This window comes from Streptomyces hygroscopicus (assembly GCF_026168105.1).
Lineage (GTDB): Bacteria > Actinomycetota > Actinomycetes > Streptomycetales > Streptomycetaceae > Streptomyces > Streptomyces hygroscopicus_D.
On record NZ_LBMW01000073.1, the window covers coordinates 1 to 24,904 of the forward strand.

Below are 24,904 nucleotides of genomic sequence, written 5' to 3' on the forward strand. Positions count from 1 at the left end.
CCCCGGCGGGCGCACGACGACAGCTACGGCACCTCGCTGCGGTGTCGGATCGACCGAATACGCCCAGTATGAGGACGACCCTCCGCCTTGCGACGCACCGCATCCGACGCTGCGCGCCGATCCACCGGGGATTACGGGACTGCCCTTAGGCGACCGTCTCCCGGGCCGGCGACAGCCTTTCGGCGTCACCGCTCGCCGCCTGCTCCACAGAGCCTTGGGCGGGCGCCGACGACTGGGCGATGAACGCACCCACCAGAACGACCGCACCGCCGAGGAGTTGCGGAGCCGCCAGGTGCTCACCGAGGAGCACCCAGGCCAGGACGGTCGCGATCACCGCTTCGAGGCAGGCCAGGACGCCCGCCACCTGGGGCGAGAGGCGACGAACCGACAGCACGCCGGTGACATAGGCGAGCACGGTGGCGATCAGGACGATCCAGGCCAGCAGCAGGACGGCCGGGACGGGTGTGCCGTTCATCCGCACGGTGCTCGTGAGGACGGACCAGTCGATGGTCCAGGGGCGGGCGACGACCGTCAGCACGGCGGCCCCCACGAGCAGGCCGTACGCGATGACACCGAGCGGATCCGGGGCCTGGTCGCCCGCCTGGCTGCCCTGGTCGGAGAGGACGAAGTACCCGACCTGGCAGCAGGCGGCGCCGAGCGCGAGCAGCAGCCCGAGAGCGTCGAAGCTCAGCCCCGACCACACCTCGACGACACAGGCGAGGCCGCCGACCGCGAGCACCGCGCCGACCGCGGCGGCGCGCGTGACGGGCCGCCGCTGAACAAAGCGCACCCAGCCGAGCACGAGCGCGGGCGCCAGGTACTCGATGAGCAGTGCGACGCCGACGGGGATGCGCGAGAGCGCGGCGAAGTAGCAGGCCTGTACACCGGCCACGGCGAGGAGGCCGAAGCCGGCCAGCAGCGCGGGACGGGTGCGCAGCAACGCGCGGTGGCGCACGGCGAGCGGCAGCATCACGAGGGCGGCGCCCGTGCCCCGCAGCCACACCACATGGAGGGGGTCGAGTCCCGCCTGGATCAGCGGTTTGGCCGCAACTCCCGATCCGCCGAAGGCGAGCGCCGACGCGAGGGCAAGCCCCAGCCCGACGCCCCTGCCACGGTGGCCCTGACTGCCCTGAGACGTATGCACCGCCACATGATGACAGGCGACGACATGAGCGTCACCCCCGATAGCACCTGTCTCGCGGGATGGGCTCGGGAGCCCCGGAACCGTCCCGCGGCTCAGCCGGAGGAACCGGGCCCGTACCGCTCGGCCGCATCCCGTGCCTCGATGCGCTCCGGCAGCGCCCCTGTGTCGACACCTGCGCGGCCGAGAACCTCCACGGCCCGCGACTCGGGGTCCGCGACGATCGCCGCGAGCAGATCGAGACCACATGCACACGCGTCACCACGCCGCACCGCCCGCTCGTACGCGGCGTCCAGGGCACCCGCAGCCGTCGGCGACCAGCCCTCCGGTTCGCTCGGCACCGGCACCGCCCCGGAGTCCTCGACCGTGCCCTGCCAGCGCAGACCGTAGCCGATGGCGCGCTGGACGAGATATCCCAGCAGCCGGGCGACCTGCGGGCCCCCGAACACGGCACGCACCTCGGAGTCGGACTCGAGCAGCGTGTGCAGCAGATGCGCCGTGTCGATCTGCCGGTCCCCGTCCCGCACGGCCCTCCTGCGGGCACCCGCGACCACCGCCGTCAGCTCGGCGGTGAGCCTGGTGTCGAGGTCAGGGTGGTGCGCGGCGCCCTCGGCGGCCTGCTGCTGGGAATGACGGGGTGGCACGTGCCCCACCCCATCAGGCCCTTCGGCCCGGGTCATCCTCGGCGAGCAGCATTTTCGCATCCGACACAGGTTGGGCATGGCTGCCCGGGTTCTCCTCCTTACGGATGAGATGGCGCCGTTTTGCCGGGGAAGCACGGACCACCCCACCCGAGGCCGGACCCGCCCGGCCCGCGCTCCATCATTCCTGACGGTTCATCAGTATTGAATGTTCCGGACCCTACGGCTACGTTCCGCGACGACACCACAGCTGCGCCCGACGCAGCAGCCGACGCGAAGGGGTGGTCGCATGGCCGAAGTCAGCGCGGAAGCACGCATCGAGGCGCCCGCCGAGAAGGTGTGGGCCCGGCTCACGGACTGGTCGGCGTACGGCGAGTGGAACGCCACCCACACCGGCTTCCCCAAGGGCGGCCCCGAGACCCTGGAAGCGGGCGGGACCTTCGAGGAGAACATGAAGCTCATGGGCTTCCCCGCCGAGATCACCTGGACCATCGACGAGGTGCGTCCCGGGCGCGTCCTGTCCATCCACGGAAAGGGCCCGATGGCCGTGCACGTGGCCACCCGCTACACGCTGACACCGGACGGCGAGGCGACGTCGGTCCGTATCGACGGGGAGTTCACCGGCGCGGCGGTCTCGCTGATGGCGGGCAAGCTCAAGGACTCGGCGACGGCCGCACTCAACGAGTCGCTGCGCAAGCTGGGGGCCCTGGTGTCCTGAGGGGCACCCCCACACGCAAAAGGTGCCCCGCGGACCGATTCCGCGGGGCACCGTCACGCACCCACACCCGCCCTCAGTTCTCCTCGGCAAGGATCAGGTACAGCTTCTTGCGGGCGTCGTTGATGACCGCCAGGGCCTTGTCGCGCTGGTCCTTGCTGCCGGTCTTCCAGACCTGGCCGAACGCCTCCATCAAGCCGAAGCCGGCCTGCCTGATCTCGTGCAGCGCCTCCCAGTCGACACCGCGCGAGGCCTCTTCCCAGGGGGCCTCGGGCCCCTCGTCGGCAGCGCCCCGGCCCGCCTCGGTGAGCGAGAAGAGCTTCTTGCCGCCCTCACTCTCGCTGGTGATCAGACCCTCGTCCTCCAGCAACTGGAGCGTGGGGTACACCGAACCAGGGCTGGGCTTCCACGCCCCGCCGCTGCGCTCGGCGATCTCCTGGATCATCTCGTAGCCGTGCATGGGCCGGTCCTTGAGGAGGGCCAGGATCGACGCGCGTACGTCCCCGCGCCGCGCCCTCCCCCTCGCTCCGCCCCGGCCGCGGCCGCCCCAGGGGCCGCCCGGGCCGAAGAAACCGGGCCCCCCGAAACCAGGACCACCGGGACCACCCGGCCCGAAGGGCCCAAAGGCTCCCCGCCGCCCCTCGAAGCCATCCCGAGCGCGCTGGCCGTGGCCACCGTGATGTCCGTGTCGCTCGAAACCGAAGTCCTCTCCACGTGAACGCATCGCGATCACTCCATTCCATCGTTGATCTGTCGCGATGCCTCAACGATATATCGGAACGATCGGCGTGGCAATCCCCTGCCGAACAGGGCCCCCATCAAGGGCCCGGCCGGCCTCGCCCGGCCCTTGGCTGTCCATGGGTTATTGGCACTTGACGTACATCGGGCCGGCGTCGTACGACCCGTTGGAGAGTTCCACGTCGCCCGTACGGCCGGAACACCGGTAGCCGTTGGCGTCTCACCGGACGTTTGACCGCGGTCCCGGACCGGGGCTCCAGCCAGCCCCCGGTCAGCCGCAGCCCCGGGCGAACCTGATCCTCAGACGTCGAGTCCCCCGCGCTCGACGAGCCGACCGACGATCACGTTCCGCTGGATCTCGTTCGTACCCTCGCCGACGATCATGAGCGGGGCGTCCCGGAAGTAGCGTTCGACGTCGAACTCGGTGGAGTAGCCGTAGCCGCCATGGATGCGGACGGCGTTGAGGGCGATCTGCATGGCGGTCTCCGAGGCGAAGAGCTTGGCCATCCCGGCCTCCATGTCGACGCGTCGCCCTGCGTCGGCCTCGCGGGCGGCGTAGAGGGTGAGCTGACGTGCCGCGGTGAGTGAAGTGGCCATGTCCGCGAGGTAGTTGCCGATCGACTGGTGCTTCCAGATCGGTTTGCCGAATGATTCCCGCTCCTGGGCATAGGCCAGCGCGTCCTCCAGCGCCGCCCGGCCGACACCGAGCGCGCGGGCGGCCACCTGGAGCCGTCCCGTCTCCAGTCCCTTCATCATCTGCGCGAAGCCCTTGCCCTCCGCCCCACCGAGGACCGCATCGGCCGACGCCCGGTAGTCGTCGAAGGACAGCTCGCAGCTTTCGACGCCCCTGTAACCGAGCTTGGGCAGGTCGCGGGAGACCGTCAGGCCCGGGCCGTGCTCGACGAGCAGGACGGAGATGCCCCTGTGGGCGGGCACGGCGTCCGGGTCCGTCTTGCACAGCAGCGCGATCAGCTTCGAGCGCCTGGAGTTGGTGATCCAGGTCTTGGTCCCGTTGACGACATAGCCTCCCCCGCCGTCCTTGCGCGCGACCGTACGCATGGCCTGGAGATCGGAGCCGCCGCCGGGCTCGGTCAGAGCCATGGTGGCGCGGATCTCGCCGGTGGCCATCCCCGGCAGCCAGCGGCGCTGCTGCTCCTCGGTGCCGAACTGCAGCAGCAGTTCGGAGACCACGGTGTGGCCGCCCATCGCGCCGGCCAGGCTCATCCAGCCGCGGGCCAGCTCCTCGGTGATCAGGACGTGGCATGAAGCGGAGACGGGAGTGCCGCCGTACTCCTCCGGGATGGCGAGGCCGAAGATGCCGAGCCGCTTCATCCGGTCGATGAGGGCCTCGGGGTAGGTGTTGGCGTGCTCCAGCTCCTGGACGACGGGTTTGACTTCCCTGTCGACGAAGTCGTGCACCGCTCGGACGATGAACTGCTCGTCCTCGGACAGGGTGTCGAGGGTGCTCATGCTGTGACGCTCCTCTTCGAGACGGTCCGGGTTGGTGAACGTCACCTCGGAGATCGCCTGTCGGTCGACACCAAAAGCGCCTCTCGGCTGGACCCCGGGGTGATCGTGCAGCGCAACCTTGACTGAAATTCTTTGCTGCAACACCAACGGCCAAGTCGTGCCCTGCCGCACGCTCGCCCCGAAGGCCCTCGCCACGTTCCCCGGCTAGGGCCCGCAACTCAACTACATGACCGGCACACGTGACTGCACGCCTACCGGCGTGTGAGCGATGACCTCAGCTGCCGGTCGCACCTGTTCAGCGGATGCACCGAGCGTTCGCAAGGAGACGACGGCACCCGCGGCGCCGACACCGGGGCCCGGCCTGCCTCACAGGCCGGAGGCCCTGGGACGCAAACGCAGTGACGGTCTCCGCAAACTCCACCAGCGCGTCGCTTCCGGCACTGTCTGCGCGACAACGCGACCGGTCCCGAGGACGCGGCGCTGCTCGCGGCCAAGATCATGGGACGCCGGCACATCGGAGCTCCGTCGGCACCCGGCCCGGAGCGCGACGGCCCCGCTCTCGGCGCCGACGTGATCGTGCGCCGGGCAACCCCCTGGTGTCGGCACACCCGTCGCCGCTCGCCGCGCAGCGCCCCGCACAGGTCCAGCCTCCCCGAATTGGCCTTGGCCCGCGCGGGCCTGTGACGTCTAGCGTCGCCCCATGCGGATCCGAATCGTCGACGCCTTCACCGACCGCCCCTTCGCCGGCAACCCGGCCGGCGTCCTGCTCCTCGACTCCTTCCCGGACGACACCTGGCTCCAGGCCGTGGCCCGCGAGGTCAACCATGCCGAGACCGCGTTCGCCCACCGCCTGCCCGAGGGCGGCGAGGCGGACTGGGCACTGCGCTGGTTCACTCCGGCCACCGAGGTCGCCCTGTGCGGCCACGCGACCCTGGCCACCGCTCATGTGCTGCACACCACGGGTGCCCACGAGGGCCCCGTACGCTTCGCCACCCGCAGCGGCGTGCTGACCGCCGCACCGCGGGGGGACGGCTCCGTCACGCTGGACTTCCCCACCGCACCGCTCACCCGGGTCGAGGTCCCGGACGGCGCGGCCGAAGCCCTCGGCGCCGAGGCCCTGTCGGCCCACGACACCGGCGCGAACGTCGGTGACCTGCTCCTGGAATTCGCCGACGAGAAGACGGTCCGCGGGCTCTCCCCCGACCACAGGGCGCTGGCCCGCCACTCCGCGCGCGGCGTCATCGCCACGGCCCGCGCCGAGGACCCCTCCCACGGCTACGACTACGTCTCGCGCTGCTTCTTCCCGAACGTCGGTATCGACGAGGACCCGGTCACCGGCAGCGCCCACACCGCCCTGGCTCCCTACTGGTCGCAACGCCTCGGCCGCCCCGGCCTCACCGGTCTGCAGGCCTCCCCGCGCTCCGGCCGCGTCCACACGGAACTCCGCGGCGACCGCACCCTGCTGACCGGCCGCGCCGTCACCGTGATCGACGGCGAACTGCTCGCGTAACAGCACGACAGGGGCGTACGACGACCTCGTGCGCCCCCGTTCGGAGCCTCGCCGGTCCCTGTCCGGCCCGCCGCCCGCCCCTGCCCCGACCGCTCACGCCGTGGGCAGCCAGCCCACCTTCCCGGCCAGCAGCGCGTACCCCACGAACGCCCCGATGTCGAGCAGCGAGTGGGCCACCACCAGGGGACCGACCCTCCCCCAGCGCCGGTACAGATAGACGAAGACCACGCCCATCACCATGTTGCCGAAGAACCCGCCGATGCCCTGGTAGAGGTGGTACGAGCCGCGCAGCACGGCGCTGGCCACCAGAGCCGTGCCGGGGGTCCAGCCCATCTGTCCCAGCCGCCGCAGCAGATAGCCGACGACGATGACCTCTTCGAGGACGGCGTTCTGCATCGCCGACAGGACCAGCACGGGGTACTTCCACCACACGTCGGGCAGCGCCTCCGGCACCACCGTCAGGTTGGCGCCGAGACCGCGCGCGGCCAGGTAGAAGGCGATACCCGTGGAGCCGATCACCGCGGCGACGGCCGCCCCGCGCCCGAGGTCCGGCCACGGTCGCGTCCGGTCGAAGCCGAGCGTGCGCAGCGACGCGCCCTCCCGCAGCAGGAAGTGCGCGACGAGGGCGACCGGTACCAGCGCGGACGCGATCCCGAAGAGCTGCCAGGCGAGATCCAGCCAGGGACGGCCGGGTGCGGCCGAGGCGTTGAGCGTGGCCGCCTGCTCCTTGAGCGTGCCCGGCTTGGTGACCGATCCCACAAACCTGATCAGCGCGGAGACCCCGCTCGCACCAAGGGAGAGCCCCAGAACCAGCAGTGTCTCGTCCCGGAGAATCCGTCGCGTCGGCCGCTCCGCCGTAGAAGAATCGGCCACCGACCCTGCCTCCACCTGCACTCCGCCTCCAGTTGAGCGATCCCGCCGCGTCCCCATCTTCGCCCCGCCAGGGTCATGGAAGCGACGAAGATCGTGCGCGACAGGCCGTCGGGAGTCGCCGCGCGGGGCGTACCTCCTGTCTTCACTGTCATACGGCTGCTTCACGGCACCGGTCTCAGTCGGGATCGGTCGCGATCGGGGAGGGGCACCCACCGTCATGGGACGACACAGCTTGCCCGGTGGCCACGGAGCGCACACAGCCGGCCCCCGGGCCCGTCGACGACGGTCCTGTCGCCGTCGCCGCCGGTGTGGGGGCCGCGGTGTGCGGTTGTCGGCCGGGGACGGATGCCCGGTCACTCACCCCAGCAGCACCGGTTGCGGTAATCCGACGGGCCAGGTGTGCACCGGCTCGCCGACGTGCATCAACTCGCTGTATCGCCGAGTCGTCGTGGCCAGTGCTGCGTCCCGGTCGAGTCCCTGGTCCAGGGCCCGGTGGAAGGCGGCGGCCTGCCAGCTCGCGCCGTTGACCCGTAGCCGGCACCGCTCCTCGATCACGCCGAGGTAGTAGTCCCGGTCGGCGGGCTCGACGCCCCATGCGTCCAGGCCGGCCTCGGCCAGCGGCAGCAGTTCGTCGCGTACCAGGTCCACGGCGTCCACCTCGACGATCCCGCCGTGGCGGCCGGCCCGTGGCCACCGCAGGCGCGCCTCGATGCCGTGGCGGCAGGCCGCGTCGAAGTTGGCGGCGGCCGCCTCGAACGGCAGCTTCGTCCAGACCGGCCGCGCGTCATCGGCGAGGGCGCGGACGACGCCGTAGTAGAAGGCGGTGTTGGCGAGTACGTCGGCGACGGTGGGTCCGGCGGGCAGCACCCGGTTCTCGACCCGCAGATGGGGCACACCGTCGGCGATCCCGTACACGGGCCGGTTCCAGCGGTACACAGTGCCGTTGTGCAGCACGAGTTCGGCGAGCTTGGGGACGCCTCCCTCGTCGAGGACGCGCAGGGGATCCTCGTCGTCGCAGATCGGCAGGAGGGCCGGGAAGTAGCGCAGGTTCTCCTCGAACAGCTCGTACGCCGAGGTGATCCACCGCTCCCCGAACCAGGTGCGCGGCCGGACGCCCTGCGCCTGCAGTTCGGGCGGCCGGGTGTCGGTGGACTGCTGGAACAGCGGCGGCCGGGACTCACGCCAAAGCTCGCGGCCGAACAGGAACGGCGAGTTGGCCCCTATGGCGACCTGCGCCGCCGCGACCGCCTGCGCCGCGTTCCACACATCGGCGAACCGCGCCGGGGTGACCTGGAGGTGCAGCTGGACCGAGGTGCAGGCGGCTTCGGGCGCGATCGACCGTGAGGTGCACACGAGGCGCTCCACCCCGTCGATGTCGAGCGTGAAGTCCTCCCCGCGCGCGGCCACGATCTGGTCGTTGAGCAGGGTGTAGCGGTCGACGGCCGAGAGATTGGAGGAGACCAGGTCATCACGGCCGAGCGTGGGAAGAATGCCGATCATCACGATTCCGGCGTCCACCTCGTGCGCTTTCCGGTCCGCATAGGCCAGCGAGGTGCGCAACTCCTCGGCGAGCCGGTCGAATACCCTGCCACCCAGCGGGTGTGGCGCTATGTTGACTTCCAGATTGAACATGGCGAGTTCTGTTTGGAAATCACGGCTCGCAATCCTTTCGAGCACCTGCGCATTCATCATTCTCGGCAGGCCTTCGGGTCCGACGAGATTCAATTCGATCTCCAGCCCCATCAGGTTCTTCGGCCGATCGAACCGCTCCTCCTCCAGCAGTCGCGCCAGTCCCGTCAGACACTGCCTGAGCTTGCTGCGGTAGTGCTGGCGATCGGACAGGTCGAAGGACCCTGCCACGACCTTCTCTCCCATCGAAAGCGTCCCTCCTGAGATGGGCAGGCCGACGATCCGGCCGCTGCTGTGCGGGGTCACGGTGGATGATGCCCCGGCAGCGCGATCGATAACGTCCCGCGCTCGAGTGTTGCCCGCTACTCTGGGAGGGCGACGCGTCCGCGGCACATTCACGGGGCATGCGGCCACACGCAAGTTTCAGCGTGCAAGCAAGTCGTGAAAAACGCCGACGAGAATCAGCCGTCCGCTACGCACGGGTATTCCGAGGTCGCGGGACACGGCACCGCACGGTATCGGGACGAATCCCACTTATCGCCGACCGGATATCTCCTTGTTCGTCAAACACGGGACGACTAGACGAAACACTGCATGAACACGCGTCGGATAAACTTTGCGCACGGGGCAGAGAATTGGCGCTCGTGGTCCTGAGCCCTGTGGCCACAGCGCACCATTCGTCCGGGCACGATCCCCCGCCCCTCTGACCCCGAGAGCTGACAGCGCCGTCCGCCCGCCCAGCCCCACCACGCCCTCGCTCCCCCGTGCCTGTCGAATGAGAGGCGACCCACCATGCATCTGCAGGTCCCCCCGGCTCCCGCGCCCGCTCTCCGCTCCGTCCTCACGGCACTCGGTTCCCCCACCGCGGTCCGGGAGGCTCCCACCCCGTCCCTGCGCACGGCCGAGGGACCCGTGACACCCGAACTGCCGCTGCCGGTCCACGTGCTCGACCGGATCACCCCGGCGGGCGCCTCGGCCACCCGCCTCGCCGGCTGGCGTTTCCTCATCCGCTGCGGGGACCGCGCCGTGGCGGCCGCCGACACCATGCTGACTCCCGACGGCTGGGCTTTCTCGCGCTTCTTCGAGGGCCCGTACGTCGCCGCCACCGAGCGCGCCGTGCTCCAGGCGGAGACATTGGCGCAGCCCTACCAGGCCCGGCTGCTGTCCGTGCCCGAGCTGTACATGCTCACCCTGTGGCTGCACGGTGACACCACCGCCGACGGCGCGACGGGCCATCCGGCCGCGGCCGACCTTCTGGTGCCGCTCGCGCCCGCTCCGCCGGGCATCGCGGCCCACCGGCCGCACCGGGTCGCGGACCTCCTGCCGGTGCTCACCCTCCGGGTCACCCGGGCCCCGCTGCTCGGCTCGCCCGCCTAGTCTCCACCTCGCCGTGCCCCGCCGCCGGAGACGGCCGCGGGGCACGTCCACGTCCGGGCCCCCAAGCGCCTCCTCGCCGCTCGTTCGTGCCCCATCACGCTCGTACGAGGGACAACGCGCAGCTCGGCCACATGGACTAGCCCTTTCCGACCACTGCGAACCACCCGAAGTGACAGTGGAGTTGGGGTGAACCGTCCGCGCCGCAGATGCGTCATCAACCTGTGAGAAAGCGGTGCTGCGAAATCGCTGCGGATTGACGCCCGTAGGGCAACACTGGGTTCCAGACCGAGGTATCACCGACGGGGGGCGGCCATGAGCCACAACACGAGCCGCGGAACAGACACGACGTCCATCTCAGACATCACGACAGAGCGAAAGATCCCATCCACCATGTGCCAGCACCAGCCACCGTGCCCGACAGCCGAATCCGCCGACCGGGAGTCCGCCCGCCTTGTGGCGCACCATCCCGAGCAGGGCTGGAGCCTGCTGTGCAACGGCGTTCTGCTCTTCGAGGACACCGGTGAGCTTCTGCCCGACGGCCAGATCATCGCCCCGCACCGCCCGCTGGGCACCGACCAGGTGATGACGGCCGCCTGAACGGGGCGGACAAGGGGCGCACGCTGCCCCGGCACAGGAGGGGCACTCGCTGTCCTGACAAGGGACACTCGCTGTCCTGACATACGAGGGGCCGGCCCGGAGACGTACGCTCCGAACCGGCCCCGACGCGTGTCCGAGGACGATTACTCCTCGTAAGCGTCCAGCGGCGGGCAGGAACAGACCAGGTTCCGGTCGCCGAAGGCCTGGTCGATGCGGCGCACCGGCGGCCAGTACTTGTCCGCGGCCGAGACGCCCGCCGGGAAGACGGCCTCCTCGCGCGTGTAGGCGTGCTTCCACTCCCCGCCCAGCGCCTCGGCGGTGTGCGGGGCGTTCCGGAGCGGGTTGTCGTCGGCGGGCCACTCGCCCGAGCCGACCTTCTCGATCTCCCCGCGGATGGCGATCATCGCCTCGCAGAACCGGTCGATCTCGGTCAGGTCCTCGGACTCGGTCGGCTCGATCATCAGCGTGCCGGCCACCGGGAACGACATCGTCGGCGCGTGGAAGCCGTAGTCGATCAGCCGCTTGGCGACGTCGTCGACGCTCACGCCCGTCGCCTTGGTCAGCGGCCGCAGGTCGATGATGCACTCGTGCGCGACCAGACCGCCGGGGCCGGTGTAGAGCACCGGGTAGTGGGGCTCCAGACGCTTGGCGATGTAGTTGGCGGACAGCACCGCCACCTGCGTGGCGCGCTTGAGACCCTCGCCGCCCATGAGCCGGACGTACGCCCACGAGATCGGCAGGATGCCCGCGGAGCCCCAGGGGGCGGCCGAGATCGGGCCCACGCCCGTCTCGGGACCGGCCGCGGGCTGCAGCGGGTGGTTCGGCAGATACGGCGCCAGGTGCGCGCGCACACCGACCGGACCGACGCCCGGACCGCCGCCGCCGTGCGGGATGCAGAACGTCTTGTGCAGGTTCAGGTGCGAGACGTCACCGCCGAAGTGGCCCGGCTTGGCGAGGCCGACCAGCGCGTTGAGGTTGGCGCCGTCCACGTACACCTGGCCGCCGGCCTCGTGCACTGCCGCGCAGATGTCGGCGACGTGCTCCTCGAACACACCGTGCGTGGAGGGGTAGGTGATCATGAGCACCGCCAGTTCGTCGCGGTACCGCTCGATCTTCGCCCGCAGGTCCTCGATGTCGATCTCGCCGTCCTCGGCCGTCTTCACCACGACGACCTTCATCCCGGCCATGACCGCGCTCGCGGCGTTGGTGCCGTGCGCGGAGGACGGGATGAGGCAGACGGTGCGCCGGTCGTCGCCGTTGGCGCGGTGGTAGCCGCGCACGGCGAGGAGACCGGCCAGCTCGCCCTGCGAACCGGCGTTGGGCTGGAGGGAGACCTTGTCGTAGCCGGTGACCTCGGCGAGCCGCTCCTCCAGCTCACGGATGAGCGTGAGGTAGCCCTGCGCCTGCTCGGCGGGAGCGAAGGGGTGCAGCTGCCCGAACTCGGGCCACGTCACGGGCTCCATCTCCGTGGTCGCGTTGAGCTTCATGGTGCAGGAGCCCAGCGGGATCATGCCGCGGTCGAGCGCGTAGTCCCGGTCGGCCAGCCTGCGCAGGTAGCGCAGCATCGCGGTCTCGGAGCGGTGCTGGTGGAAGACCGGGTGCGTGAGGTAGTCGTCGCTGCGCAGCAGCGCCTGCGGGATCGCGTCCTCGGTGCTCGCATCGAGCGCCTCCACCTCGGCCTCGACGCCGAACGCCGTCCACACGGCACCCAGCCGGTCCCGCGTGGTGGTCTCGTCGCAGGCGATCGACACATGGTCGGCGTCGACGAGACGCAGGTTGACCCCGCGTTCCCGGGCCGCGGCGACGACCTCGTCGGCCCGGCCGGGCACCCGCGCGGTGAGCGTGTCGAAGTAGGCGCCGTGAACGACCTCGACCCCGCCCGCCGTGAGGCCCGAGGCGAGGATCGCCGCATACCGGTGGGTGCGCCGCGCGATGGTCCCCAGGCCCTCCCGGCCGTGGTAGACGGCGTACATCCCGGCCATCACGGCCAGCAGCACCTGCGCGGTGCAGATGTTGCTCGTCGCCTTCTCGCGGCGGATGTGCTGCTCACGCGTCTGCAGGGCGAGCCGGTACGCCCGGTGCCCGTCCACGTCCACGGAGACGCCCACGAGCCGGCCGGGCAGGCTGCGGGCGAACTTCTCCTGCACAGCCATGTATCCGGCGTGCGGCCCGCCGAAGCCCATGGGCACACCGAAACGCTGCGTCGTCCCGACCGCGATGTCGGCACCCAGCTCGCCCGGCGAGGTCAGCAGCGTCAGCGCGAGCAGGTCGGCGGCGACGGTGACGAGCGCGCCCAGGCCGTGGGCCTGCTCGATGACCGGCCGGATGTCGCGTACGGCACCGGAGGCGCCCGGGTACTGGATCAGTACGCCGTTGATCTCCCGCTCGGCGATCTCGGACGGGATGCCGTCGGCGAGGTCGGCGACCAGGACCTCGACGCCCGTGGGCTCGGCGCGGGTCTGGATCACGGCGATGGTCTGCGGCAGCACGTCCGCGTCGACCAGGAACAGGCCCTTCTTGTTCTTGCCCATGCGCAGGGACAGCGCCATCGCCTCGGCGGCTGCCGTGCCCTCGTCGAGCAGGGAGGCACCGGAAGTCGGCAGGCCGGTGAGGTCGGCGACCATGGTCTGGAAGTTGAGCAGGGCCTCGAGGCGGCCCTGCGAGATCTCCGGCTGATAGGGCGTGTACGCGGTGTACCAGGCCGGGTTCTCCATCACGTTCCGCAGGATCACGGGGGGCGTGAAGGTCCCGTAGTATCCGAGACCGATCATGGAGCCGAGCACCTGGTTGCGGTCGGCGAGGCCGCGCAGTTCGGCCAGGACCTCGGCCTCGGTGCGCGCGCCCGGCAGATCCAGGGCGTCGGCGTTCTTGATCACGTCCGGGACGGCGGCGGCCGTGAGCTCGTCGAGAGAGCCGTAGCCGACCTGCGCGAGCATCTTGGCCCGCGACTCCTGGTCGGGGCCGATGTGGCGCTGCTCGAAGGGCGTGCCCCGTTCGAGCTCGGAGAGCGGAATGCGATGGGCGGTCATTGCGGAGGCCTCCTGGTCTGACACGACCTTCGAGGGGCACCACGGCGCGGGCACCCCGACGGCCTCCCCCTCTGTCATCTCAACCTGAGAGCTTCACCGGTCCGCCCGAGGGCGCTCCGGTTTTCACCGTCGGTGAGAGCGGAAGCCGTCGACACCCGCCCTGCTTTCCAGAGTGACCTATCCCGTGCGGTACGTGTGCCTGAGAGATTCCGGGGAGGGTTTGCTCCTTCGGCGCCTCCGGATCACTCCGGAGGACTCTCCCGCACGGGGTCAGCAGCCGCTTGCCAGACTACCAGCGGGGACAACCCCGCAACCTTCGAGTGGCCGCCACGCTGAATCTGCTCTTTTGTAGTGCTTACGGATGAGTTGCGACCAATTGGAGGGACCGTGCAGACCGACATCGATCCGCGGAATCTGATCGGCCGCAAGGCGTTCGACCGCAATGGAGCCAAGATCGGCACGATCGACGAGGTCTACCTCGACGACGCGACCGGTGTACCGGAGTGGGCGGCCATCCGCACGGGCCTGTTCAGCAGGGACGCGTTCGTCCCCTTGGAACCCAGTGAGCTGGTGGAGGGCGCGCTGCGGGTTCCCTTCGACCGTGCCCTGATCAAGGATGCGCCCGACTTCGGCGTCGGACGACATCTCTCACCCGAGCAGGAGCTGCAGCTCTACCACCACTACGGCCTAGACGTGGCCGGGCCGGCCACACCACCGGACCGCGACTTCGGGCGGCTCGCGGGGTCCGACGGGACCTGAGTGGCCGGCTCGTCGGGTCCAGCGGCCGGTCCGCCGGGCCTGCCCCGGTGCTAGGCCGTCCGGGGCGAGGCCTCGGGTCTTCGTGGGACCAGGGGCAACGGGTCCGCAGGCTCCAGCCGGGGGTCGTCGGTACGGAAGGTGCGAACGCGCCCCGGCTCCGAGTCGGGCGTCTCGAACCGCACGGTCACTCTGCCGAGCCCGCTGCCCTGCACCCACCCGTGCCCGTACTCGGTGTGCCGGACGTCGTGGCCCGCGCGCCAGAGGTGTCCCGCCTGGGCGGCCGGCTCCTCCTCGACGGGCACGTCGGCCCTCTCCGTCTCCGGATGCTGCTCCGCCCCGGCCTCCCCGGCCGCCAGCTGCGCCTGGGCGAACAGATCCTCCTGGGTGTAGTCGGCGAGCCCGCTGACGCCGACGCCCAGCAGCCGGACCCCGCCGGTCGTGTCCACGGACTCCAGCAGCCGCGCGGCCGCCTCCCGCACCACCGCGGGATCGTCCGTGGGCCCGCGCAGGGTCTCGGAGCGGGTCAGTGTCGAGAAGTCGTACCTCCGTACCTTCAGCACGATGGTCCGGCCCGACAGCCCGGCGTCCCGCAGCCTGCGCACACACCGGTCGGCGAGCCGCTGCACCTCCAGGCCGATGCGGACCCGGTCATGGATGTCGACGTCGTACGTGTCCTCGACCGACACGGACTTCGCCTCCCGCTCGGCCACCACGGGCCGGTCGTCGTGGGCCAGCGCCATGGCGTACAGCGCGTGCCCGTGGGCCTTGCCCAGCAGCCGGACCAGCTCGTCCTCGCCCGCCTCGGCGATCTCGTCGACCGTCGTGATCCCGGCCCGCCGCAGATGGTCCCCGGTGGCCGGCCCGACCCCGGGCAGCGTCCGCGCGGGCATCGGTCCGAGCAGCGCGCGCTCGGTGCCCGGCCGTATCAGCACCAGGCCGTCCGGCTTGGCCTGTTCCGAGGCGATCTTGGCGAGCATCTTGGAGGCGGCGAGCCCCACCGAGCCCGTCAGCCCGGTGACGGCCCGGATGTCCACACGCAGTCTCACCCCCGTCAGCCGCGCCGACTCCTCGTCCCAGGCGGCTCCCCCGGCCTCCAGGTCCACGAACGCCTCGTCCAGGCTCAACGGCTCAACCAGCGGCGACAGCGTCCGCAACAGCCCCATCACCTGCTCGCTGATCTCCCGGTAGAACCCGAAGCGGGGCACCAGATACGCGGCGTTCGGTGCGAGCCGTCGCGCTTGGGCCATGGGCATCGCCGAATGCACCCCGAAGACCCGCGCCTCGTACGACGCCGTGGCCACCACCCCGCGCGGCCCCAGTCCGCCCACGATGACGGCCTTCCCGCGCAGGCTCGGCTTGGATGCCTGCTCCGCCGAGGCGTAGAAGGCATCCATGTCGAGATGCAGGATGGTCGGCGCGGTTCTCACATCTCCGATGCTGCCCTACGCCACTGACAATGCGGCTGCGGCCGACGGCGCGCCTCAGACGGCCCTGTTGCGCCGCCGGGCCAGCTCGTCCGCCGGGTTGTGGCCGACGATGGTCTCGCCCGTGTCGACGCGCTCCCCGTGCAACTGCGACAGCGCGTTCTCCACGTCCCGCCACACGACGCCCACGGCGATGCCGAAGATCCCCTGCCCGCCCTGGAGCAACGCGTGGACCTCGTCCGGGGACGTGCACTCGTAGACCGTCGCGCCGTCGCTCATCAGCGTCATGCGCTCCAGGTCGCGGAAACCGCGCTCCCTGAGGTGCTGGACGGCGGTACGGATGTTCTGCAGCGACACACCGGTGTCGAGGAAGCGCTTGACGATCTTCAGGACGACGACGTCCCGGAAGCTGTACAGCCGCTGTGTCCCGGACCCGTAGGCAGGGCGCACGCTCGGCTCCACCAGGCCCGTCCGGGCCCAGTAGTCCAGTTGCCGGTAGGTGATGCCCGCGGCGGCGCACGCCGTGGGACCGCGATAGCCGATGTGCTCCGAAGCCGCCCCCGCGTCGCCCGGCAGCCCCGTCGGCCGCTGGGGGGCGGAGCCGGCCGCGTTGCCGTGAAGGGGGTACGGGCCGCTCTCCCCCAGACTGCGTCCGGGAGCACCCCCCGCCGTACCGCCGCCGCTGCTTCTCACGCCGACCTCCGTCCTTGAACTGCCTTCTCGACGGTAGGCAGTCACCAGGGGTGCGTCAACGATCGCCACACTCGGCACGCCGAGTGATAATCACCCTAGGAGTGGTTTCCCGTGCCCTCCCGCGGGGAAAGGCTAGCCGAATGCCTTGGCTGCGGATCGTGGAATGTGCACAGGTCCTGCACACTGGCCGCGGCGCACGGCCCGCTCCTGCTCCGGGACCCTCCGTGGCCGGGGGCGTGCGCACCGTCCGAGAGCGCACCGCTCGACCGCCTTCACGCCCGGCAACGGCGCATCCTTCTCGCCCGACACACCGCGTCATCTTTGCAGGCCCCCGCTTTCGCAAGCGGCCGGACACGCACCTGCCACCGTGCCGGGCCACGCCCAACGGCTCTGCCCTCGGAGGGCACCGGTCACTGACTGCTCGTCCCGAAGTCCTCCGGCGAGATCTGGTCGAGGAATTCGCGGAACTTCTCGACCTCGTCCTCCTGCTCGTCCGGGATCGCGATACCCGCGTCGTCGAGCACCCCGTCACTTCCGTAGATCGGCGTTCCGGTGCGCAGCGCCAGCGCTATGGCGTCGGACGGGCGGGCACTCACCTCGACACCACTGGCGAAGACCAGCTCCGCGTAGAAGACGCCTTCACGCAGATCCGTGATGCGTACTTCCGTGAGCTCCTGACCGACGGCCTCCAGCACGTCCTTGAACAGGTCGTGGGTCAGCGGTCGCGCGGGGGCCATGCCCTGCTGGGCGAAGGCGATCGCCGTCGCCTCCCCGGGGCCGATCCAGATGGGGAGGTAACGGTCGCCTCCCACTTCACGCAGGAGCACGATCGGTTGGTTGGAGGGCATCTCAACCCGGACACCTACGACATCGAGCTCGTTCACACAGCAACCCTAGGCCGTGCCCGGGACGTTTGGGTAGTCGGGCACAGAACCGCCGGGTGATCCGCCGACGGCGAACGCCCGGCTCCGGGACCGCCGTCCCGGCGTCAGGGCAGCCGAACGCCCAGGGCGGACTGCACCAGGGCGGCGTGCAGCTTCACCGCCAGCCCGGCCAGCTCCTTCGTACGGGCCTCGGCGTGCGCCCTGGTCTGCGGATTGCGGTGGAGCCGCAGGGGAGCCACCACCTGGTCCACCAGGCCCGCCTCGCGGTCCGCCGCGGCCTTCATGACCCGCAGATGACGCGGCTCGATCCCGTGGCGGCCCAGTTCGGCCACCAGAGTGGCCACTGTGACCGCCTCGGCGTCGTACGTGCCGTCCGCCAGCGGCGCGACGAGCCCGTACGACTCCCACTCCGCCAGCTGTTCCGAGCCGATCCCGGCGCCCGCCAGCAGCTCCTCGCGGCCGATCCGCGCGGCCGTGGGCACCTCGGGCTCGCCCAGAAGCTCCCCGAGCGGCTCCCCGTCGGCCCCGTCCCGCAGCCGGCCGAGGGACGGCAGCCGTACCTCCTCGCCCCGCCCCAGGGCGTCCAGGCACTCACGGATCACCTTCAGCGGCAGATAGTGGTCCCGCTGCATCCTCAGCACCTGGCCGAGCCGCTCGACATCGCGTGCACTGAACTTGCGATATCCCGACGCGGTGCGCTGCGGCTCGATGAGCCCCTCGGACTCCAGGAAACGGATCTTGGAGACGGTGACCTCGGGGAACTCCTCGCGCAGCACGTTCAGCACCGTGCCGATGCTCATCAGCCCGTTGTCCGCGGCGGCGGTGCCGCTGTCGGCACCGCCGCTCGGTGTGTGAAGCATGGACCCTTCCCTGGCGGGTCAGATGCCCCGCTGGCTCGCGTAGAAGACCAGCCTGTACTTGCCGATCTGCACCTCGTCGCCGTTGTGCAGCGCGACCTGGTCGATGCGCTCACGGTTGACGTACGTGCCGTTGAGGCTGCCGACGTCGGCGACCGTGAACATGCCGTCCGGGCCGCGCCGGAACTCCACGTGGCGACGCGACACCGTCACATCGTCCAGGAAGATGTCGCTCTGCGGGTGACGCCCCGCCGTGGTCAGGTCGCTGTCCAGCAGGAAGCGGCTGCCCGAGTTGGGACCGCGGCGGACCACCAGCAGCGCCGAGCCGAGCGGCAGCGCGTCAACGGCCGCCTGCGCCTCGGGAGAGAGCGCCGGGACCTGTGTCTGGCCGGTCGCCTCCGCGTCGTAGGCCTCCAGACCCGAGATCGAGATCGTGGAGGTCGTCTCCGACGCGCGCTCCGGGACCGCTCCGGCCCGCAGCGGCGCACCGCAGTTGGAACAGAAGCGGCTGTTCTCCGCGTTGCGGTGACCGCACCTCGTACACACCAGGGCCGACATGTCCCCGAAACCTATGGGGCCGGACGCGCCGGGGTCAACAGACGGCACGCCCTGACCTCCCGAAATGTCACCACCCGGACCAGCGACCTGATCCCGGAACAGCGGGCGCTGGCCCTCCGCGTCTCCCGGCTGTGCGCGATGGCGGGCCGTCGCGTCGGCGCCGCCCTCTCGCGCGCTCTTGCCGAACAACTTCGCAAACAACTTCACGGGCGATTCCCCTTGACCGAAATAGACCCGCCCGTGGGGCAGGACGAACCCTGATTGCATACACCGGCCGACCCGGACATCCTCACAACGTCCGTATCCGCCAAACAGTTTCCATCACGCACCACCCATTCGGTGCGCCGACCCCCCGCAACCTCATGCCCCCGCCGGACGGCCTCCATGCACCCCCGGTTCACGGGGAGGACGACCGAGCGTAGTCAGGCTGCTTCGCCGCTCGCAAGGCGTCCACGACGATCTTGGTCGACGGCTCCACGGTGACCGTGGCCTGCTCCTTCTCCAGTGTCTGCACCACGCCTCCAGGGATGTTGAGCGCCGGCTCGAGGTCCTGCGGCTTGCCGATGACCTTGAAACGATAGGGCTGGGTGATCTTGTTCCCGTCGACGCTCACGCTCTTACCGGAGTCCGAAAGATAGGTGCTGGCGACGACCCGCACGCCGTTCACCTGGATCGCTTCCGCGCCGGCCGCGCGCAGCTCCTGGATCGCGTCGAGCAGCATGTCCGCCTGGACCGTTCCCTTCGTGTCCCCGATGGTCATCGTGATGCCGGGCCCCTGCGCGGCAACCGTTCCCGCAAGGATGCCGAGTTGCCTCTCCTTCTCGGCGGTCTGCTTGCGGGCCTCCGCGGCCTGGTTCGAGCTGTTCTCCAGCTCGGCCCGCTGATCTTCGAGACCCTGCTTCTCGTCCTGTAGACGCTGCGTACGGCTGTCCAGTTCATCGAGGATGCGCACAAGATCCTCCTGGCGCGCACCGCGCAGGGCGCTGCTGCCGTCGCTGTTGGACGCGACCTGAATCGCCAGACCGAAGCCGAGGCCGAACAGCAGCAGGGCGACGATGAGTTGGGCTCGGGTGACGCGCGGCGGCCACAGCCCCTTCACCAGGCGCTGACGGCCGGTCAGCGCGGGCTCGGACTGCCTCTCCTCCGCCGCCCCGAGAGGGCGGCCGGCCGCCGCCGGAATCTCCTGCGGCAGTTCCCTGCGCAGCCGGTGCTCGGGGGTCCCCGGCGGCTTGGGCGTCTCGTCCTCGTTGCTCATCGGCCTCACGCCCGGAACACGTGCCGGCGGATCGCCGCGGCGTTGGAGAAGATCCGGATTCCGAGGACCACCACGACACCCGTCGACAGCTGGGCGCCCACGCCCAGTTTGTCACCCAGGAACACGATCAGCGCCGCCACCACCACGTTCGACAGGAAGGACACGACGAAGACCTTGTCGTCGAAGATCCCGTCGAGCATGGCCCGCAGGCCGCCGAAGACGGCGTCCAGCGCCGCCACGACGGCGATCGGGAGATAAGGCTCGACGACCGCCGGAACCTCGGGCCGGACCAACAGGCCGACCACGACTCCGACGACGAGGCCCAGTACGGCGATCACGATGTGCCCTTCCCTGTACTCGGTTGTGCTGTTCGTACGATCACACTCGGCGCGGCGGGCAGCCGGACGTCGCCCTCGACCGAGATGAGGGTCCGGATCCCGTAGTTGTCCTGCAGTGCGTGCAGGTACAGCCCGTCGGCACTGTTCTGGAACCTGGTGCTGAGCCGTTCGCCATCCCCTACCGCAAGCACCGTGTACGGCGGCACCAGCGGCCTGTTGTCGACCAGTATCGCGTCACCCGCGGCCCTGATCGCGGACAGGGCCGTCAGCCGCTGCCCGTTGATCGCGATCGCCTCGGCGCCCGACTCCCACAGCCCGTTGACCACGCGCTGCATATCGCGGTCGCGCACCCGCCCGGTGTCGGAGAAACCTGAAGTCTCGCGCGGATTGCCGTTGCCGCCCGTGCTGGCTTCCTTGGCATCGTTGACGACGAGCTTCACTCCGGGGCCATGCACCGCCGCGGCCCCCGACAGGATCCCCACCAGGCCGGCCGCGCCTCCCCCGTCCTTCTTCAGAGCCGCCCGCTGCCGCGCGCCCACGTCCTGGCGCAAGGTGTCGACCGTGCCTTCGAGCTTGTCCGCGGCCGCGGTCTCGCGCTGAATGCGGTCGATGAGCTCCTGACGCTCCTTGGCGACCGTGGGGGCCGCCATACGTGCCTGCGCCGCGCCCACGGTCACCACCAGCGCGGCAAGCACCAGCCCCGCCGCCAGACCGAGCTTGGCCCGCACCGTCCTGGGCATGCCGCCGGTGCCCTCGCCCTTCTTCCGGGCGGCGGCCTCGGCGTAACCGTCGTCGAGGCTGTGATCCATGACGTTGGTGAGCAACGACATGGAGGCGTCCGGACGCGGGGGGCGCGTGTCTGTGCTCCGAACGGGGGGCAGCTGCGGCATGCCGCACATCGTCGCATGTCGCCGGCGATACCTCCGAATGGCCCCACCGGCGTGCCGGACAGGGCCCCCTTGGGCACACTTGTCCGGCACGCGCGCGTGGTGTGCTTTAGCGACCGGCGCTGTCCACGACCGCCGCCCACTCGTCCAGCAGGGCCTGCGCGGAGGCGTCGTCGGGCCCCTCGGCCCACAGATGGGTGACCGCCTCGGCGGGGTCGGGCAGCACCAGCACCCACCGCCCGTCGGCCTCCACGACCCGCACGCCGTCGGTCGTGTCGATGAACCGGTCCCCGGCCGCCTCCACGACCCGGCGCATCACGAGCCCCTTCACGGCCCAGGGAGTCGCGAGATCACGCTTGAGGACGTGCGCCCGCGGAATCCGAGCGTCGATCTGGCTGAGGGTGAGCTGCGTCCGCGCCACCAGTCCGATCAGCCGTACGAAGGCCGCGGTGCCGTCGAAGACGCTGCTGAACTCCGGCACGATGAAGCCACCGCGCCCGTCGCCACCGAAGATCGTCGAGTCTTCCCGGCCCACGCGCGTGAGGTCGTCGGGCGAGGTGGTCGTCCACTCGACCTGTGTCCCGTGGTAGGCCGCCACCTGCTCGGCGATCCTCGTCGTGGTCACCGGCAGCGCCACCTTCCCGCTGCGCCGCTCCGCGGCCACCAGGTCGAGCATCACCAGCAGCGCCCGGTCGTCCTCGACGATCCGTCCCTTCTCGTCGACGAGCGACAGCCTCTCGCCCACGGGGTCGAACCGCACGCCGAACGCCGCCCGCGACGACGCGACGATCTCACCGAGCCGTACGAGTCCCGACCGCCGCCCATCGGCGGTCTCCGTGGGCCGGGACTCGTCGAGACCCGGGTTGATCGTCAGCGAGTCGACGCCGAGCTTGCCGAGCAGACTGGGCAGCACGAGCCCGGCACTGCCGTTGGAGGCGTCCACGACGACCTTGAGCCCCGACTCGGCGGTCCCCGAGGTGTCGACGCTCCGCAGCAACGACCCCGTGTACGAGTCGAAGACGCTGGACGGGAAGTACAGGTCCCCGATCTCACCCGGGAAGGCACGGCGGTACTCCTGCCGCGCGAACACCCGGTCCAGCTTCCGCTGACCGGCCTGCGACAGATCGGCGCCCTGCTCGTCGAAGAACATGATGTCGACGGAGTCCGGCACACCGGGCGACGTCCGGATCATGATCCCGCCGGCGCTGCCCCGCCCGGTCTGCTGCCGGGCCACCGGCAGCGGTACGTTCTCCAGGTCGCGTACGTCGATGGCGCTGGCCTGCAGCGCCGATATGACCGCCCGCTTCAGTGCACGCGCGCCTCGGGAGTGGTCACGGGCGGTGGTGACCGTGGACCCCTTCTTCAGCGTCGTGGCGTAGGCACCCGCCAGCCGCACGGCCAGCTCGGGTGTGATCTCCACGTTCAGGATCCCGGACACCCCACGGGCACCGAAGAGATGCGCCTGGCTGCGGGACTCCCAGATGACCGAGGTGTTGACAAAGGCACCGGCCTCGATCGTCTTGAACGGGTAGACCCGCACATTGCCCTGGACGATCGATTCCTCGCCGATGAGGCATTCATCGCCGATGACGGCGCCGTCCTCGATCCGGGCGGCCCGCATGATGTCGGTGTTCTTTCCGATCACACAGCCACGCAGATTGCTGTGCTGGCCGATGTACACGTTGTCGTGCACAACGGCCTTGTGCAGAAAGGCCCCGCTCTTCACGACCACGTTCGAGCCGACGACGGTGTGCTCACGGATTTCCGCACCGGCCTCGACCTTGGCGTAGTCACCGATGTAGAGCGGACCGCGCAGCACGGAGTCGGGGTGTACCTCCGCGCCTTCCGCCACCCATACGCCCGGGGAGATCTCGAAACCGTCGATCTCGACGTCGACCTTGCCCTCCAGGACGTCGGCCTGCGCCTTCACATAGCTCTCGTGGGTGCCGACGTCCTCCCAGTAGCCCTCGGCGACGTAGCCGTAGATCGGCTTGCCCTCCTTCATCAACTGCGGGAAGACATCGCCGGACCAGTCGACGGGCACGTCGGGCTCGACATAGTCGAAGACCTCGGGCTCCATGACGTAAATGCCCGTGTTCACGGTGTCGGAGAAGACCTGACCCCAGGTCGGCTTCTCGAGGAAGCGTTCGACCTTTCCTTCTTCGTCGACGATAGTGATACCGAATTCCAGCGGATTGGGCACACGGGCCAGACAGACGGTGACCAGTGAACCCTTTTCCTTGTGGAAATTGATCAGATCGGTGAGGTCGAAGTCGGTCAGGGCATCACCGGAGATGACCAGGAACGTATCGTCCTTGAGTGCTTCTTCGGCGTTCTTGACACTCCCGGCGGTACCGAGTGGCTTCTCCTCGTTGGCATACGTGAGCTCCATCCCGAGCTCCTCGCCGTCGCCGAAGTAGTTCTTGACCAATGAGGCCAAGAACTGCACGGTGACGACGGTCTCGTTCAGCCCATGCCTTTTCAGCAGCCGCAGCACGTGCTCCATGATCGGGCGGTTGACCACCGGCAGGAGCGGCTTGGGCATGCTTGAGGTCATCGGGCGAAGGCGTGTGCCTTCACCTCCGGCCATCACGACGGCCTTCATGTCGGAAGCGTCCTCCTCCAAGAGACGACTGTCCAGCCGACTTCACCCGTCTAGATTGTCCCGCAGTTTCCCCGCGCGGGCCATCGAGCCACTTCGGCCGCCCAATCGGCGGGCTCAATCGGCCATGGCATCCGCCTTGACAAGGCGGCGGACCTGTACCACGTAGAGGACTCCTGCCCACCAATACAGGGTTGTACCCCATCCGGCGAACGCCCATCCGAAAACAGCGGCCACTGACGCGATCCATCCGCTTCCGTCGCTGAGGAGCAGCAGCGGAAACGCGTACATCAGGTTGAACGTGGCCGCCTTCCCCAGGAAGTTCACCTGGGGCGGCGGATAGCCATGGCGTCTGAGGATGCCCACCATCACCAGGAGGACCAGCTCTCGCGCCACGAGGACAGCCGTCAGCCAGAGCGGCAGAATCCCGCGCCAGGTCAGACCGACCAGCGTCGACGCGATGTAGAGCCGGTCGGCCGCGGGATCGAGGAGCCGGCCGAGGCTGCTGATCTGGTTCCAGCGTCGGGCGAGCTTGCCGTCCAGATAATCGCTGACGCCGCTCAGCACGAGTACGAGCAGCGCCCAGCCGTCGCTCTTCGGCCCGCCGAACTCGGGCCTGAGGATCAGCCACAGGAAGACGGGCACGCCGACGAGCCGCGCCATGCTGAGGACGTTCGGGATGGTGAGGACCCGGTCCGTCTGAACACGGGTCTCCTGGACCTCCACCCGGGGCCTCCTGCGGGAACGAACCAACGATGCCCCCTGACCTTACCCGTAGGGTTCACGGCATGGTGAAGAGGGGGCTGCGTCTGGGTAAAACGGCCGGAAAACAAAAAGCTCCGGCCCCCGGGCGATGTGCCCAGGAGCCGGAGCTCCAAAAGGAGTTCGGCGGTGTCCTACTCTCCCACAGGGTCCCCCCTGCAGTAC

Annotated in this window: 22 protein-coding genes and 1 riboswitch; of the genes, 5 read left to right on the plus strand and 17 right to left on the minus strand. The window is 69.9% G+C overall.

Annotated elements, in window-relative coordinates; translation table 11 throughout:
- Positions 1 to 145: 145 nt before the first annotated feature.
- Positions 146 to 1,150, minus strand: a complete 1,005-nt coding sequence (locus AAW14_RS36605; RefSeq protein WP_265568766.1) for an EamA family transporter — start codon at positions 1,148 to 1,150, stop codon at positions 146 to 148.
- An 86-nt stretch (positions 1,151 to 1,236) separates the two neighbouring features.
- On the minus strand, positions 1,237 to 1,821 hold the full coding sequence (locus AAW14_RS36610; RefSeq protein ID WP_416223432.1) for a Clp protease N-terminal domain-containing protein: 585 nt from the start codon (positions 1,819 to 1,821) through the stop codon (positions 1,237 to 1,239).
- A gap of 250 nt (positions 1,822 to 2,071) precedes the next feature.
- Between AAW14_RS36610 and AAW14_RS36615 the strand changes: the two genes are divergently transcribed.
- Entirely contained in the window at positions 2,072 to 2,500 is a 429-nt protein-coding gene (locus AAW14_RS36615) for an SRPBCC family protein (protein WP_265568768.1), read from the plus strand.
- A 73-nt stretch (positions 2,501 to 2,573) separates the two neighbouring features.
- Here AAW14_RS36615 and AAW14_RS36620 read toward each other — a convergent pair whose 3' ends face one another.
- Both AAW14_RS36620 and AAW14_RS36625 read right to left on the minus strand, forming a co-directional pair.
- Positions 2,574 to 3,221, minus strand: a complete 648-nt coding sequence (locus tag AAW14_RS36620) for a PadR family transcriptional regulator (RefSeq protein ID WP_265568769.1) — start codon at positions 3,219 to 3,221, stop codon at positions 2,574 to 2,576.
- Between the two features lie 314 nt (positions 3,222 to 3,535).
- Positions 3,536 to 4,705 carry an acyl-CoA dehydrogenase family protein gene (locus AAW14_RS36625; protein WP_265568770.1) on the minus strand — a complete coding sequence of 390 codons (1,170 nt, stop codon included), beginning with the start codon at positions 4,703 to 4,705 and terminating at the stop codon, positions 3,536 to 3,538.
- A 700-nt stretch (positions 4,706 to 5,405) separates the two neighbouring features.
- On the opposite strand from AAW14_RS36625, the gene AAW14_RS36630 reads away from it, so the two are divergent.
- On the plus strand, positions 5,406 to 6,215 hold the full coding sequence (locus tag AAW14_RS36630; RefSeq protein WP_265568771.1) for a PhzF family phenazine biosynthesis protein: 810 nt from the start codon (positions 5,406 to 5,408) through the stop codon (positions 6,213 to 6,215).
- 93 nt (positions 6,216 to 6,308) lie between these two features.
- Here AAW14_RS36630 and AAW14_RS36635 read toward each other — a convergent pair whose 3' ends face one another.
- Both AAW14_RS36635 and AAW14_RS36640 read right to left on the minus strand, forming a co-directional pair.
- Positions 6,309 to 7,109, minus strand: a complete 801-nt coding sequence (locus AAW14_RS36635; RefSeq protein WP_265568772.1) for a CPBP family intramembrane glutamic endopeptidase — start codon at positions 7,107 to 7,109, stop codon at positions 6,309 to 6,311.
- 336 nt (positions 7,110 to 7,445) lie between these two features.
- Complete coding sequence (locus AAW14_RS36640) at positions 7,446 to 8,963, minus strand: glutamate-cysteine ligase family protein (protein WP_265568773.1); 1,518 nt, start codon at positions 8,961 to 8,963, stop codon at positions 7,446 to 7,448.
- 546 nt (positions 8,964 to 9,509) lie between these two features.
- On the opposite strand from AAW14_RS36640, the gene AAW14_RS36645 reads away from it, so the two are divergent.
- Together AAW14_RS36645 and AAW14_RS36650 are read left to right on the plus strand one after the other, a co-directional pair.
- Positions 9,510 to 10,094, plus strand: coding sequence for a hypothetical protein (locus AAW14_RS36645; RefSeq protein WP_265568774.1), 585 nt, complete (start codon positions 9,510 to 9,512; stop codon positions 10,092 to 10,094).
- Between the two features lie 390 nt (positions 10,095 to 10,484).
- Complete coding sequence (locus AAW14_RS36650) at positions 10,485 to 10,691, plus strand: DUF5999 family protein (RefSeq protein ID WP_103840200.1); 207 nt, start codon at positions 10,485 to 10,487, stop codon at positions 10,689 to 10,691.
- 143 nt (positions 10,692 to 10,834) lie between these two features.
- On the opposite strand, the gene gcvP is transcribed toward AAW14_RS36650, so the two are convergent.
- Complete coding sequence (gcvP, locus tag AAW14_RS36655) at positions 10,835 to 13,720, minus strand: aminomethyl-transferring glycine dehydrogenase (RefSeq protein ID WP_265568775.1); 2,886 nt, start codon at positions 13,718 to 13,720, stop codon at positions 10,835 to 10,837.
- Positions 13,721 to 13,897: 177 nt separating this feature from the next.
- Positions 13,898 to 13,993, minus strand: a riboswitch (glycine riboswitch).
- 114 nt (positions 13,994 to 14,107) lie between these two features.
- Here gcvP and AAW14_RS36660 point away from each other — a divergent pair.
- Positions 14,108 to 14,479: a PRC-barrel domain-containing protein gene (locus AAW14_RS36660; RefSeq protein WP_265568776.1), complete on the plus strand. Its 372-nt coding sequence runs from the start codon at positions 14,108 to 14,110 to the stop codon at positions 14,477 to 14,479.
- Between the two features lie 50 nt (positions 14,480 to 14,529).
- On the opposite strand, the gene AAW14_RS36665 is transcribed toward AAW14_RS36660, so the two are convergent.
- From AAW14_RS36665 to AAW14_RS36710, 10 genes are all read right to left on the minus strand, one after another.
- Complete coding sequence (locus AAW14_RS36665; protein ID WP_265568777.1) at positions 14,530 to 15,906, minus strand: DNA polymerase IV; 1,377 nt, start codon at positions 15,904 to 15,906, stop codon at positions 14,530 to 14,532.
- Between the two features lie 54 nt (positions 15,907 to 15,960).
- Entirely contained in the window at positions 15,961 to 16,596 is a 636-nt protein-coding gene (locus AAW14_RS36670) for a MerR family transcriptional regulator (protein ID WP_265568778.1), read from the minus strand.
- A gap of 410 nt (positions 16,597 to 17,006) precedes the next feature.
- Positions 17,007 to 17,480, minus strand: a complete 474-nt coding sequence (locus AAW14_RS36675; protein WP_004002801.1) for a bifunctional nuclease family protein — start codon at positions 17,478 to 17,480, stop codon at positions 17,007 to 17,009.
- A gap of 104 nt (positions 17,481 to 17,584) precedes the next feature.
- Positions 17,585 to 18,340 carry a MerR family transcriptional regulator gene (locus AAW14_RS36680; protein WP_265568779.1) on the minus strand — a complete coding sequence of 252 codons (756 nt, stop codon included), beginning with the start codon at positions 18,338 to 18,340 and terminating at the stop codon, positions 17,585 to 17,587.
- Between the two features lie 18 nt (positions 18,341 to 18,358).
- The gene (locus AAW14_RS36685; RefSeq protein ID WP_265568780.1) at positions 18,359 to 19,162 is read right to left on the minus strand and encodes an FHA domain-containing protein; all 804 of its coding nucleotides are present in this window, start codon (positions 19,160 to 19,162) and stop codon (positions 18,359 to 18,361) included.
- Positions 19,163 to 19,292: 130 nt separating this feature from the next.
- Positions 19,293 to 20,150, minus strand: a complete 858-nt coding sequence (locus tag AAW14_RS36690) for a DUF881 domain-containing protein (protein WP_265568781.1) — start codon at positions 20,148 to 20,150, stop codon at positions 19,293 to 19,295.
- 5 nt (positions 20,151 to 20,155) lie between these two features.
- Positions 20,156 to 20,488, minus strand: coding sequence for a small basic family protein (locus AAW14_RS36695; protein WP_019708255.1), 333 nt, complete (start codon positions 20,486 to 20,488; stop codon positions 20,156 to 20,158).
- Positions 20,485 to 21,318, minus strand: a complete 834-nt coding sequence (locus AAW14_RS36700; RefSeq protein ID WP_265568782.1) for a DUF881 domain-containing protein — start codon at positions 21,316 to 21,318, stop codon at positions 20,485 to 20,487. The genes AAW14_RS36695 and AAW14_RS36700 overlap by 4 nt, the downstream gene beginning before the upstream one ends.
- Before the next feature lie 166 nt (positions 21,319 to 21,484).
- Entirely contained in the window at positions 21,485 to 23,980 is a 2,496-nt protein-coding gene (locus AAW14_RS36705) for a mannose-1-phosphate guanyltransferase (protein ID WP_265568783.1), read from the minus strand.
- Between the two features lie 114 nt (positions 23,981 to 24,094).
- Complete coding sequence (locus AAW14_RS36710; RefSeq protein WP_265568784.1) at positions 24,095 to 24,703, minus strand: CDP-alcohol phosphatidyltransferase family protein; 609 nt, start codon at positions 24,701 to 24,703, stop codon at positions 24,095 to 24,097.
- Between the last annotated feature and the right edge of the window lie 201 nt (positions 24,704 to 24,904).

Excerpts from the sequence above, each read along its gene's own strand:
- AAW14_RS36650 (WP_103840200.1), top strand. The coding sequence starts at position 10,485 with ATGTGCCAGCACCAGCCACCGTGCCCGACAGCCGAATCCGCCGACCGG.
- AAW14_RS36625 (WP_265568770.1), bottom strand. The coding sequence starts at position 4,705 with ATGAGCACCCTCGACACCCTGTCCGAGGACGAGCAGTTCATCGTCCGA.
- AAW14_RS36685 (WP_265568780.1), bottom strand. The coding sequence starts at position 19,162 with ATGCAATCAGGGTTCGTCCTGCCCCACGGGCGGGTCTATTTCGGTCAA.
- AAW14_RS36620 (WP_265568769.1), bottom strand. The coding sequence starts at position 3,221 with ATGCGTTCACGTGGAGAGGACTTCGGTTTCGAGCGACACGGACATCAC.
- AAW14_RS36640 (WP_265568773.1), bottom strand. The coding sequence starts at position 8,963 with ATGGGAGAGAAGGTCGTGGCAGGGTCCTTCGACCTGTCCGATCGCCAG.
- AAW14_RS36630 (WP_265568771.1), top strand. The coding sequence starts at position 5,406 with ATGCGGATCCGAATCGTCGACGCCTTCACCGACCGCCCCTTCGCCGGC.
- gcvP (WP_265568775.1), bottom strand. The coding sequence starts at position 13,720 with ATGACCGCCCATCGCATTCCGCTCTCCGAGCTCGAACGGGGCACGCCC.
- AAW14_RS36700 (WP_265568782.1), bottom strand. The coding sequence starts at position 21,318 with ATGTCGTTGCTCACCAACGTCATGGATCACAGCCTCGACGACGGTTAC.
- AAW14_RS36680 (WP_265568779.1), bottom strand. The coding sequence starts at position 18,340 with ATGCTTCACACACCGAGCGGCGGTGCCGACAGCGGCACCGCCGCCGCG.
- AAW14_RS36705 (WP_265568783.1), bottom strand. The coding sequence starts at position 23,980 with ATGAAGGCCGTCGTGATGGCCGGAGGTGAAGGCACACGCCTTCGCCCG.
- AAW14_RS36690 (WP_265568781.1), bottom strand. The coding sequence starts at position 20,150 with ATGAGCAACGAGGACGAGACGCCCAAGCCGCCGGGGACCCCCGAGCAC.
- AAW14_RS36645 (WP_265568774.1), top strand. The coding sequence starts at position 9,510 with ATGCATCTGCAGGTCCCCCCGGCTCCCGCGCCCGCTCTCCGCTCCGTC.
- AAW14_RS36610 (WP_416223432.1), bottom strand. The coding sequence starts at position 1,821 with ATGACCCGGGCCGAAGGGCCTGATGGGGTGGGGCACGTGCCACCCCGT.
- AAW14_RS36615 (WP_265568768.1), top strand. The coding sequence starts at position 2,072 with ATGGCCGAAGTCAGCGCGGAAGCACGCATCGAGGCGCCCGCCGAGAAG.